Annotated in this window: 11 protein-coding genes; 7 read left to right on the plus strand and 4 right to left on the minus strand. The window is 75.5% G+C overall.

The genetic code is table 11. The features are described from left to right. Window positions 1–637 precede the first annotated feature (637 nt). From folP to EV372_RS20480, 3 genes are read left to right on the plus strand one after another with little or no spacing between them, the layout of a single operon-like run. Window positions 638–1,498: a dihydropteroate synthase gene (gene folP, locus EV372_RS20470; protein WP_130397311.1), complete on the plus strand. Its 861-nt coding sequence runs from the start codon at window positions 638–640 to the stop codon at window positions 1,496–1,498. A gap of 13 nt (window positions 1,499–1,511) precedes the next feature. Next, window positions 1,512–2,222 carry a class III extradiol ring-cleavage dioxygenase family protein gene (locus EV372_RS20475; RefSeq protein WP_130397312.1) on the plus strand — a complete coding sequence of 237 codons (711 nt, stop codon included), beginning with the start codon at window positions 1,512–1,514 and terminating at the stop codon, window positions 2,220–2,222. After that, window positions 2,204–2,977: a pyrimidine reductase family protein gene (locus tag EV372_RS20480; protein WP_130397313.1), complete on the plus strand. Its 774-nt coding sequence runs from the start codon at window positions 2,204–2,206 to the stop codon at window positions 2,975–2,977. Before EV372_RS20475 ends, EV372_RS20480 begins: the two co-directional genes overlap by 19 nt. Window positions 2,978–3,274: 297 nt before the next feature. Here the strand turns inward: EV372_RS20480 and EV372_RS20485 are convergent, their stop codons facing one another. From EV372_RS20485 to EV372_RS20500, 4 genes are all read right to left on the minus strand, one after another. Beyond that, window positions 3,275–3,964, minus strand: coding sequence for a TetR/AcrR family transcriptional regulator (locus EV372_RS20485; protein WP_253797333.1), 690 nt, complete (start codon window positions 3,962–3,964; stop codon window positions 3,275–3,277). Between the two features lie 106 nt (window positions 3,965–4,070). Next, window positions 4,071–5,219, minus strand: a complete 1,149-nt coding sequence (locus EV372_RS20490) for a PrsW family glutamic-type intramembrane protease (RefSeq protein WP_130397314.1) — start codon at window positions 5,217–5,219, stop codon at window positions 4,071–4,073. After that, on the minus strand, window positions 5,216–5,827 hold the full coding sequence (locus tag EV372_RS20495; protein ID WP_130397315.1) for a hypothetical protein: 612 nt from the start codon (window positions 5,825–5,827) through the stop codon (window positions 5,216–5,218). Before EV372_RS20495 ends, EV372_RS20490 begins: the two co-directional genes overlap by 4 nt. Window positions 5,828–5,985: 158 nt before the next feature. Beyond that, the gene (locus tag EV372_RS20500) at window positions 5,986–6,927 is read right to left on the minus strand and encodes an MBL fold metallo-hydrolase (protein ID WP_130397316.1); all 942 of its coding nucleotides are present in this window, start codon (window positions 6,925–6,927) and stop codon (window positions 5,986–5,988) included. Between the two features lie 454 nt (window positions 6,928–7,381). On the opposite strand from EV372_RS20500, the gene EV372_RS20505 reads away from it, so the two are divergent. From EV372_RS20505 to EV372_RS20520, 4 genes are all read left to right on the plus strand, one after another. Then, window positions 7,382–9,091: an outer membrane protein assembly factor BamB family protein gene (locus EV372_RS20505; RefSeq protein WP_130397317.1), complete on the plus strand. Its 1,710-nt coding sequence runs from the start codon at window positions 7,382–7,384 to the stop codon at window positions 9,089–9,091. A 113-nt stretch (window positions 9,092–9,204) separates the two neighbouring features. Then, window positions 9,205–9,930 carry a maleylpyruvate isomerase family mycothiol-dependent enzyme gene (locus EV372_RS20510; RefSeq protein WP_130397318.1) on the plus strand — a complete coding sequence of 242 codons (726 nt, stop codon included), beginning with the start codon at window positions 9,205–9,207 and terminating at the stop codon, window positions 9,928–9,930. 157 nt (window positions 9,931–10,087) lie between these two features. Beyond that, window positions 10,088–11,077, plus strand: coding sequence for a phosphotransferase (locus tag EV372_RS20515; RefSeq protein WP_130397319.1), 990 nt, complete (start codon window positions 10,088–10,090; stop codon window positions 11,075–11,077). A gap of 164 nt (window positions 11,078–11,241) precedes the next feature. After that, window positions 11,242–11,694, plus strand: coding sequence for a hypothetical protein (locus EV372_RS20520; protein ID WP_130397320.1), 453 nt, complete (start codon window positions 11,242–11,244; stop codon window positions 11,692–11,694). The last annotated feature ends 20 nt before the right edge of the window (window positions 11,695–11,714 follow it).

Consider the following 11,714-nt stretch of genomic DNA (forward strand, 5'->3'; position numbering starts at 1 on the left):
CCTCGGGGAAGTACCGCTGCTCCAGGACACCGAAGAAGGAGGGCCTGTCCGGTCCTGGGCGCTCCCGCCGCCGTCCGCGCGGGGCCCGGGGAGGCGGGGCCTGCGACCCCCGCCGGGGCCTGCGGGGCGGCGGGGGCGGCGGACCCCCCCTCGGCGGAAGTGGGCGCGGGGGCGGAAGGGGGCGTCGTGTGGGCCGGGCGCGGGGAGGAAGGGCGTGCGGAGGCGGAAGCGGGTGCTGGGGAGGGAGCGGAGGCGCGGACGGGGGCGGCGGAAGGGGTTCCGGCTGTGGTTCGCCGGTTCTCTTCTCCTCGTTCTCGCCCATCGCGAGCGCCCATCTCCTCGGGGGAACACACCTGGGGTGACGGTAACCCGGATGGCGTCCGCCTTCCCGCCCGTGGCCGTAAACGGCCGCCGCCCGGACACGCCGCCGGAGGACCGCGGGCGCAGGGGAACCCGTGCGCGCGGGCAAGGACGCGTCGCCGGACCCCTCTCGGCGGACGTGCCCTAGTGTTGGCCGCTGGGGGGAGGTCCCGTGCGCGGGGACCGGTGCGGACACCGGCGAACGCCGCCGCCCTCGCCCCGCCGGTCGAGCGGCCGGTCCGACGCCGACAGGGAGACAGAGAGAAGTGAGCGGCCGGTGCTGAGACTGCGCGGTCGGGAGTACGACGCGGACACGACGCTGGTCATGGCGATCGTCAACCGCACCCCCGACTCCTTCTACGACAGCGGTGCCACCTGGGACGACGGTCCCGCCTTCGAACGCGTGCGCAGGGTCGTGGCCGAGGGCGCCGACATCGTGGACATCGGCGGCGTCACCGCGGGCCACGGCCAGCCGGTCGACGCCGACGAGGAGAAGCGCCGCGTGGTCGACTTCGTGGCCGCCGTCCGCGCCGAGTTCCCCCAGCTGGTGATCAGCGTGGACACCTGGCGCGCGTCCGTGGGCCGGGCGGTGTGCGAGGCGGGCGCGGACCTGCTCAACGACGCCTGGGGCGGGTACGACCCGGAGCTGGCCGAGGTCGCCGCCGAGTTCGACGCCGCCCTGGTGTGCACCCACACCGGCGGCATGGCCCCGCGCACCCCGCCGCACCGCACGCGCTACGAGGACGTGGTGCGCTCGGCCGTCGAGGACACGGTCGCCCTGGCCGAGCGCGCGGTCTCCCTCGGCGTGCACCCGGCGTCGGCGATCATCGACCCCGCGCACGACTTCGGCAAGAACACCTGGCACTCCCTGGAGCTGACCCGTCGCCTGGACGAGATGACCGCCACCGGCCGACCGGTCCTGGTGTCGCTGTCGAACAAGAACTTCGTCGGCGAGACCCTGGACCTCCCCGTCGGCGAGCGCCTGACCGGCACGCTCGCCGCGACCGCCGTGTGCGCCTGGCACGGGGCGCAGGTCTACCGCGTGCACGAGGTGGCGCAGACGCGGCAGACGCTGGACATGGTCGCCAGCATCCGCGGGGTCCGTCCCCCCGCACGGGCCGTGCGGGGACTGGTGTGAGGGAGGGGAAAGCGTGATCGTCGCGACCGCCGTCTGTCCGCATCCGCCGCTGCTCCTGCGCGAGCTCGGCGGCGGCCTGGACCCGCTCGCCGAACTGCGTGAGGAGTGCGCGTCCGCGGTGGAGGCCCTGGCCGCGGCCGAACCGGACGTCCTCGTCGTCGTCGGCGGGCACGACGTCTCAGCGGAGCACGCCGAGGGGCTCGTGCCGGTCCGCGAGTTCGGCGGAACGGGGAGGCGGGTGCCCCGGGAGCGGACGCTGCCGCCGAGCCTGGGCGTGGCGCGGCGCCTGCTCGACACCGTCGGCTACCGCGGGCGCGTGGAGATGCTCACCGTGGCCTGGGACGCCTCCGCCGCCGAGGTGGAGGAGCTGGGGCGGCGGATCGCCGCCCGCACCGGACGGATCGGCCTGCTCGTCCTGGGCGACGGCAGCGCCCGGCGCGGCGACAGGGCCCTCGTGCGGCCGGACGAGCGCGCCTTCGCCTTCGACGAGGAGGTCCGCCGCTGCCTGTCCGAGGGCGACTGGGAGGGGCTGGCCCGGCTGGACCCGGCCCCGGCCGCCGAGCTGATGGCGCAGGGCCGGGCCGCGCTCCAGGTCATGGCGCACGCGCTCGCCGCCGACACCGACGACGGCCGGGGCGGCGCACCGGCGCGGCCGCGGGTGCTCTACGCCGACGACCCGTTCGGGGTCATGTACTTCGTGGCGGTGTGGCCGTGCGACTGCTGATGAACGACGCCGCCCCCGGCGCGGCCTCCCCGGGCGACGCCCTGGACGCCTCCGCCCTGGAACGGCTCTACGCCTACCCCGACCGGCCCTGGGTGCGCGCCAACATGGTCGCCAGCCTGGACGGGGCGGCGGCCGGGAACGACGGCCGCACCGAAGCCCTCAACACCCCCGCCGACCTGGTGGTGTTCACGCTCCTGCGCGACCTGGCCGACGTGGTCCTGGTCGGCGCCGGAACCGCGCGCGAGGCGGGCTACCGCAGGACGGGCCCGCGCACCGGCGACCGGGCGGCCCGCGCCGTCGCCGAGGGACGCGCCGACCGGCCCGAGATCGCCGTGGTCAGCGGCAGCGGACGGGTTCCGCCGCTGCTGGCCGAGCCGACCGGGGACGGCGGCGGGGTGCTGCTGGTGACCTGCGGGGCGGCCGGGAACGAGGCCCTGGACCGGGCGCGCCGCACCCTGGGCGAGGACCGCGTGCTGGTGTGCGGGCGCGAGCGCGTGGACCTGCGCGCGGCGGTCGAGGCCCTGGTACGGCGCGGTCTGCCCCGGATCCTGTGCGAGGGAGGGCCCCGGCTGCTGGCCGACGTGGCCGCGGCCGGTCTGCTGGACGAGATGTGCCTGACGGTCGTCCCGCTGATGGCCGGGGGAGTCCAGCAGCGCGTCGCGGTCGGTGCGGCGGCCGACGCGCCGCTCGCGCCCGGTGTGCTCATCGAGTCCGAGGGCACCCTGCTCCAGCGCTGGCTGCGCCCGCCGAGCTGACCGCCGGGCCCGCGCGCGGAGCGCCTTCCCCGGGTCCCGGCGGGAGCGGCCGACCCGCCGGGCCCGGTACCCGCGGTGGTCCGTCGGGGGCCCTCCGCTGGGTCGGTTCTTCCCCGGGGCGGGACCGGTCGAGCCCGGACCCCTCCGCGGTCGGCGGACCCGGTTCCGGGGCGGTGCCGAGACCTGGGCGGTGACCGGTGCCCTTCGCGGTCGGCGGACCCGGTTCCGGGGCGGGCCGAGACCTCGTGCGGTCACCGGCGCTCCTCGCGGTCGGCGGGCCCGAGCGCGGCCGCTCGGCTACTTGCGCTTTTCGCGGTCGGCCGCCCCAGCCCCGCCCCCGGAGGGGTCCCCGGCCCCGTCCACCAGCGGGGCCAGCACGAAGTCGGCCAGCGGGAACGCGTGCTCGTCCACGTGCTCGCGGGCGCGTTCGCGCTGGCCGGGGCCCATGGTCAGCGCGTGCACCAGGACCGTCCCGTACAGCGCCTCGGTGAAGGGCGCGGTGTCGGTGCCCGGCGGCAGCTCGCCGCGTTCGACGGCCCTGCGCACCATGTCCGCCATCCCGTCGCGGTGCACGCGCACCAGACGTTCCTGGAGTCCCACGAAGGTCTCCATCCCCGTGGTGGCGTCCACGGCCACGCGCAGGGTGACCCAGCCCGACGGGGCCAGGAAGTGGCCCAGCAGGGCCGAGGCCAGCGCGCGGGTGTCGCCGCGCAGGCTGCCGGTGTCGGCCACGGCGGGCGGCCGGGTGTGCTGTTCGATGGCGTCGGCGAGCAGGCGTTCCTTCGTCGGCCAGCGCCGGTACAGGGCGGCCTTGCCCACCCCCGCCCGGCGGGCCACCCCGTCCAGGGTGAACGCGGCCCAACCCGCCCTGCCGTACTCGGCCAGCGCCGCCGCCATCGCCCGCGGCGTGAGGCTGGGGTCGCGCGTGCGCCCCCGCCCGGTCCTCGGCGGTGTCGTTCCCGTGCCCCTCCGTGCTCGCTCACCCATGGGGCACGTTATGCCCAGGTAACGGCCGATGAAAATCCACGGTTCCGGCCACGCGGGTGTTCACGGGCCGCTATCGGTGCCGTCCGCGCGCCCCACGGCCCGCCGGTCACGGCGTCCGGCGCACCGCCCGGTCCTCGGCGATCGCCAGCATCTGCTCCTGGCGCCGTTCCACGGCGGGCCGCTCCGGTTCCGCCACGTGGCGCAGCTCCCCGACGCGGCCGCGCCGGTTGGCCAGGGCCACCGCCGCCGACCGCCGCATGCCCAGCGCCCCGCCCTCGGAGGCCAGCGTCGCGCGCACCCGGCGCCGGTAGGCGTGCCGGACGGTGAAGTACACGGCCATCGCGGTCAGGAAGACCGCCGCGACCTTGAACACGACGCCGCCGAACCCGGCGAACAGCGGCGAGTCCAGCAGCCAGTGCAGCGCTATCGCCAGGAGCACCAGCAGGGCGGCGGCCATGGCCCTGCGCCTGCCGGGCCGCCACGCCACCGCCGCCAGCAGGCCCACGGCGGCGCCCGCGACCGCCGACATCGCCCAGTGCGAGCCCAGCCCGGTCAGGACCAACCGCACCACGGTCGTCTGCACCACCGGCACCAGCCCGCCGGTGCCGCCCGACTGGACGATCGCGTTCATCGAGTAGACGAAGTTCTCCGTCACCTCGAAGCCCAGACCCACCAGGGACCCGATCACGAACCCGTCCACCGGACCGCGCACCGCTGCGGGGAAGGCCACCGCCACCAGCACGATCCCGGCGAGCTTGAGCACCTCCTCGTTGAGGGGGGCGGTCATGGCCGCTCCCCAGACCTCGGAGAAGGGCAGCCCCAGGCTCTTGGCCCAGATCGAGCCCAGGCCCGCGTTGGCGACGACCCCGCCCGCCGGCGCGGCGGTCAGACCCCAGAGCACCGCGGCCACGGAGGCGTCCAGAGCGGGGTCGCGCACCGGACGGATGCGGCGCAGCACCCAGAACCCGAAGGTCAGTGTCACCAGCCCCAGGAACACCGCCAGAGCCGCCTCGGAGAAGAAGACGCGCACCAGCCCGGTGAACCGCACCGCCAGGTAGCCCAGGCCCACCGCGCACAGGGCCCCGATCAGGGCGAGCGCGGCCAGCGCGGGCAGCCGCTGTCCGCGGGCGCGCCCGCCCCCGGTGGGCCGCTTCCAGGCGTGCCGGGGCCCGGAGTCCTCCTGGCGGGCACTGCGCGGCGAGGGCACGGAGCCCCGGTCGGTCGCGGCCGGACGGTTCTCGGGTTCGGGGTTCACGAGCCCTCCCGGGTGAAGGAGACCGAGCGCACGACGTCGGCGACCGCGCTGAGGTCGGCCGGGGTGGCCTCGCGTCCGGCCAGGGTCATCTCCACGGCAAGCTGTCCGTCGGGGGAGGGGTAGACCACCGCGGAGCCGTCCCCCTCGCGGCTCTCCAGGGCCCCGGCCAGCCCCTCGACGCCGCCCCGGGTGGAGATGGCCTCGGGGTCGCCCAGCCTCGCCGTCGCCTCACCGGCGCGCACGACCCGTCGCAGGCCCGCCCACAGCTCCTCCAGGCTGGGCGGCGGCGAGGTCACGGGGGTGACCGAGCTGAGCGTCAGCTCCACGGGCCCCCGGGTGAAACGGTAGATCTGTCCGGCCTGGCTGGAACCGGTGTTGAGGTGCCAGCCCTCCTGGGGGAAGGTGAGGGAGGCCCGGTAGTCGCCCGCGGACCCCACGGGCACCGGCTCGCCGGAGGGGACGGACTCCGAGCCGGGCAGGAGCGCGTTGACCAGTGGCCAGGCCACCACCAGCAGCGCGATCGCCGCCGCGGCCGCGCCCAGCGGCACCCAGTTGCTGCGGGGGCCGCGCCGCCGTGCGCGCGCGTCCTCCCCGGTCGCCTCCGCCATGGCGTTCCCCCTCGTCACCCACGGTGATGCCCTGTCACGGCAAGCGAAACATCCGGGGGTGCGTGCTTTGGTGGCACGGCGCCGACTTGGCACACGTTTACGGTGATTTCACCAATGCGGGGGATCGGTGCGGGGGCGCGGTGACCGGCCGGGAGCGCTCAGAGGCTGGTGGGCATCAGACCCCCGTTCCACTCGACGGCGTCGGACAGCGCCGCCGCGAGGTCCATGTCGGTGCCGGTGAGGTCGGCGTGGGCGCGGTGCAGGTTGAGCACGAGGCGTTCGGCGTCGGCCCAGTCGCGGAACCCGCCCAGGTCGCAGCCCCCGGCGTTCTCCAGCGGGGTGAGACCCCGGGCGACCCCGTCCCGGGCGGTCTCCAGCACGAACCGGTAGTAGCGCTCGTGCTCGCCCAGCACCGCGTCCAGCTCGGCGGCGCCCAGCAGCGGGCCGTGTCCGGGGACCACGTGTTCGGGGCCGAAGGCGTGCAGCCACTCCAGGGAGCGCAGCGCGCCCTCCAGCGAGCCCATGAACACCAGCGGGGTCAGCCCGTGGAAGAGCAGGTCGCCGGTGAACAGCACGCGTTCCTCGGGCAGCCAGGCCACCACGTCGCCGGGGGTGTGCGCCGTGTGCCCGGGGTGGCGCAGCTCCACCCGCCGTCCGCCGGTGTGGACGGTCAGCTCCCGGTCGAGCACGATCGTCGGCAGGCGCCGGGTGACGCCGCCCCAGTCCGGAAGGGGCGACCAGAACGGCGGGCAGGCGTCCAGGATCGGGTCGTGCGCGAGCGCCTCGCGCATGGCGGCATGCCCGATGAGCGCGGCGGACTCGGGCAGAAGGCTGTTGCCGTAGGTGTGGTCGCCGTGGTGGTGGGTGTTGACCGCCCACCGGACGGGCGCGCCGCCGGTGGCGCGCGCCAGGGCGCCGAGGAACGCGCGGGTGCGGGCCTCGGTCGCGCAGGTGTCCACCACCAGGAGCCCGTCGTCCCCGGCCACGGCGCCCGCGTTGTTGACCCACCAGGTGCCGTCCGGCTGCACCCAGGCGTACACGCCGTCCACGACCTCGGTCAGGCTCGCCGCCTCCGGCCCGGTCCGTGCGGTCCGGTCCATGGGGTCCTCCCTCGCGCTTACTGACTCCAGGGAAAGAAGGAAGAGGCTACAACAGCGCCCCCGCGGAGCCCACCGTGGCCGGTACCGGCCGAAGAGGGAAACGGCCCCCATACGCGCTGTTATCGTGACGACCGCATATCCGGTTGGTGCGTCCGTGGGCGCACGCGCACGCCCTCGGACGGGCCAGGGAGCAGGGACACACGTGAACAGCGAGGCGGGTATTCCCGCAGGCTCCTCCCGGGAGGGGAACGCCCACGCGGCCGGGGCCGGGAACCGGGACGCGAGTGGTTCCGAGGAGGGGCCGGAGCACCGGGAGGGCCCACAGCGCCGCGATGACGAGGGGCTCCCTCGGAGCGAAGACCGCACAGGAGCGCTCCGCGCGGCCCGGCCCCTCCTCTCCGCCCTCCTCGCCTGGGCCGGAACGGGTCTTGTCGCCAGCGCCCTGCTGCTGTCGGTGGTTTCGCTGTTCCTGGGGGACCCGCCGCAGGACCTGGGGCTCGGCCCCTCCCTGCTCGTGGCGTTCTCCGCCGGACTGGCGCTGCTGGTCCTGGTCCTGCGCCACGCGGCGTCGCGGGAGACCGGCCCGGACCACGGCCGCAGGGAGCTGATCCGCCTCACGGTGCTGGCTGCGGGGGCCGCGCTGCTGTCGTACCTGGCCTACCGCTCCTTCCCGCTCGACGCCTTCGCCCGGCTCACGGAGAGCGGGGACACCTGGGCGCCGTCGGTCCCGGGCAGCCTCCAGTGGGTGGCGCTGTGCGCGTTCGCCCTGGGCTTCCTGGCGCTGCTCACGGCCGTACGCCGCCCACAGTTCCAGCCGGGCGGGCGTGCCTGGACGGGGTTCGCCGCCGGTGCCCTGGCCGTGGCCACGGCAGGGTGGGCTGCCGTCTCCGAGACCACTCACCAACCCGTGGAACACGTGGTCGCCGCCCCCGGGACCGCCCCGGGCACGCCGACCACGGTCACCCGGGTGGGCTGGACCTGGGAGAGGCCCGAGGACGCCGGGATCGAGCTGGTCGTGGCCGGAGCGCGCGGGCCGGTCGTGCTGCTCGGGGACGGACTGGTCGGTCTGGACGGGGCGACCGGTGAGGAGCTGTGGACCTACCGTCTTCCCTTCGGCTGGTACACGAGCACGGGCGCGTCCATGGGAGGCGACCTGGCGTACGTGAGGTACCGGCGGGACCCCGACGACAGCGGGAGCGAGCGGATGACCGTGTTCGACACGGCCACCGGCGAGATCACCAGGGAGGTGTCGGCACCGCCGGAGGAGCGGTTCGGCACCGGGGACCACCACCTCCTCGGCGTCCTTCCCACGGGCAGCCTCTACACGGGCTCCGACGAGGAACCGGGAACGCTGACCGCCTACGGCGACGCCGGAGAGGGCGAGCTGTGGACCTTCACACCCCGGGATCCGGAGACCTCCTGCGACACGGAACGCCAGGTCCTCCTCCACGAGGCCGTGGTCCTGGCGGCGTACCTGTGTCGGGAAGAGGCGGATGACCCGCCCCTCGTCGTTCTCGGCCTGGACGCACGTACCGGGGAGGAGAGGTGGCGCACGGAGATCGGGGACCCGTACCCGAGCGGCTCCATGCGGATCTTCTGGGAGGGGCACGTCGTGTCGGAGGGGGAGCACCCCGTGGTGGGAGTCGGTTCCGACTCCGGCCCCGTCACTCTGCTGGATCCGCGCACGGGCGCGGTGGCGGGCGAGTTCCCGGAGTTCCTGATGGAGGATGACGACGAGGCCAGCCAGGAATACCGGGCAATCCGTTCGGGGTACCGGGGACGCGTCCACGCCGACACCGGCGGCGGGGTCCACGTCGAGGGCGGCGGACACGGCGAACACCTCGCCCACCACGTCGACCCCTCCGGTGCGCTGGTCCGTACCACGGTGGTCCCCGAACCGCCTTCGGGGGATGACGAGATCAGCGACGCCCTCGCCGTGGGGGAGACCCTCCTGGTACCGCACGAGGAACAGGAGGTGTGGGGCGGCGAGGTATCGGCGTCCGTGCGCGTGGTCCCGCTCGGGGAGGAGCGGGGCGAGTCGGAGGACGGCGGGACGGTGATCGGGATCGGCTCCGCCGTGAACCTTCGGCTCCTGCCCGTCCCCGGTGCCGTCACCGCCTACGGCCAGGAGGAGGCCGCCGTCGTGTACGGCCTGGTGCCCTGACCCGGCACCTCCGCCACCCCTCCGGATCTTCGTCGGAGCCGGGCCCACCCGCCTCCTCGGGGAACCCCCGAAAGCATGTACGGACCTCAGGGGCTCGTGTAGCGTCGCGGGCCATGGACACCTCCCACTACATCTCCGCCCTCCGCGAGAACGGCGCCGCCCTCGCCGACGCGGCCGAGGGCAACCTGGACCGCCCCGTCCCCAGCTGTCCGGGGTGGGACGTCGCCGACCTGGTGCGGCACACCGGCGAGGTCCACCGCTTCTGGCTCGCGATCACCGTGGGCGACATCAGCGGCCCGCAGGACTACACCGAGCCCGACCGGCCCGCCGACGACGACCTCCTGGGCTGGTACCGCGACGGCCTGGAGGAGACGGCCCGCGCCCTGTCCGGTGTGGACCCCTCCGCCGAGCGGTGGACGTGGGCCCCGCGCAAGAACGCCGGATTCATCCAGCGGCGCATGGCCCAGGAGACCCTCGTGCACGCCTGGGACGCCCGCAACGCCGTGGGACAGGCGCCCGAGCTGCCCGGAGAGCTGGCCGCCGACGGAGTGGACGAGTTCCTGGCATTCATGCTGGCCCTGGGCGACGGACCGCCCGAGGGCTTCGAGGCGGTGGTGTGCCTGCGGGCCGCCGACTCCGGGCGGGCCTGGACCGTGGACCCCTCGGCAGGAGCCTGGCGAACGCTGCCCGTCGCCGAGGACGGTGCGACGACCACGGTCGAGGGCGCCTCGTCCGACCTGCTGCTCCTTCTGTGGGGGCGCACCGACGCCTCCCGGGTGCGGGTCGACGGGGACGGGGACGCCCTCGCGACCCTCCTCGCCGCCGCCGGAACCGAGTAGGCCGAGCGGTCCGAGGGCGCCGCGCCCAGGCGGAAACGCGGCGCCGCCCGCTCATCCCTCCCCGGTCCCCGCCCCCGGGGACGCCTCCGAAGCCACACGGGCGTCCCCGGGGAGGAAATTCCCGGCCGCGGCGCGGACCGGCTGGTAGTTTCGCCGCATGCGCGAACGGCTGACGAACCTGGAACCACGCCTGCACGACGCGCTGGCGACGTGGGGCATCCACGCGACCGCGCTCGACCACGTCCCCCTGGGCTTCGGCGACCACCACTGGAGCGTCACCGACACCTCGGGCCGCCGCTGGTTCACCACCGTGGCCGACCTCGCCCACAAGTCCTTCCTCGGCCCGGACCCGGCCGCCGTGCGGCGGCGCCTGACCCGGGCCATGGACACCGCCGCCCGGCTGCACGACGACGAGGGGCTCGGCTTCGTCGTCGCGCCCCTGCGCACCCCGGGCGGGGACACCGTCGTCCCGGTCGGCGACGGGTACGCGCTCAGCGTCTTCCCCCACGTGGAGGGCGAGTCCGGCGACTTCGGCCAGGAGCTGGACGCCGACCGGCGGGCCCGGCTCCTGGACACCCTCGCCCAGCTGCACCGCAGCGCACCGGGCGACGCGCCCGCCGTCGAGATCCGCCTCCCCGGCCAGGACCGGCTCGCCGCGCTCCTGGACCGCCCCGCCGCCGTCGGCGACGCGGGGCCCCACGCCGCGCCCACCGCCGACCTGCTCGCCGAGCACGCCCCGGTGCTGCGCGAGCGCCTGGCCGAGTCCGACCGCGGCGCGGCCGCCCTGGAGGGCGCGGCGGCGGTCCTCACCCACGGCGAACCCCACCCCGGCAACCTGTTGTGGCGCGGCGACCGCCCGCTGCTGGTCGACTGGGACACCGTCGGCCTGGCCGTCCCCGAGCGCGACCTGTGGCTGGTCACCGACGACCCCGACGAACTGGAACGCTACGCCGAGGTCAGCGGGCACGAGCCCGACCGCGCCCTGCTGGACCTGTACCGGTTGCGCTGGGACCTGCGCGACGTCGTCGAGTTCGTCGACTGGTTCCGCGCGCCCCACGAGGGCGGCCCCGACACCTCCCAGGCCTGGCGGGACCTGGTCCGCATCGTCGAACGCCTCGCCGCCGGGGAGCGGTCCGGCGCCCGCTGACACCGCCCGGTTCCGGCGGCCCGGCGGGTCGCGGCCCGCCCGCGCGGTTCGCGGTCGGTAGCATTTCCGTGACTCTTGGCGACCGAAAAGGGTTGTCACCAGTGCGGCCGGTCCGGAACCGGCCGACCGGGCACGCCACGGACCCGACCAGCTGTTGGAGCGACATGAACCTGCCCCTGAGCAACCGCGACCTGCCGCTGCGCGTCATCACGGGGGCGTTCGTCCTCAACTCCGGGCTGGAGAAGCGCGGCGCCGACGAGGAGACCGCGCAGGGCCTCCACGGGATGGCGGCGGGGACCTACCCCTTCCTCAAGGACGTGGACCCCGTCACCTTCGCCCGGCTGCTGTCGGCCGGTGAGATCGCCCTGGGCGCCGCCCTGCTGATCCCCGTCGTCCCGAGCCGCGTCGCGGGCGCGGGCCTGACCGCGTTCGCCGCCGGACTGCTCGGCCTGTACCTGCGCACCCCGGGCATGCGGCGCCCCCAGAGCCTGCGCCCGACCGAGCAGGGGCTGCCCCTGTCCAAGGACGCGTGGCTGCTGGGGGCGGGGCTCAGCCTCCTGCTGAGCGGCGGCACCGGTCGGGACCACTCCCGCGGCCCGAGGCGGTGCCGCCGCTGACGGTCGGGCCGATGCCGCCT

Source organism: Nocardiopsis sp. CNZ308, assembly GCF_004217075.1.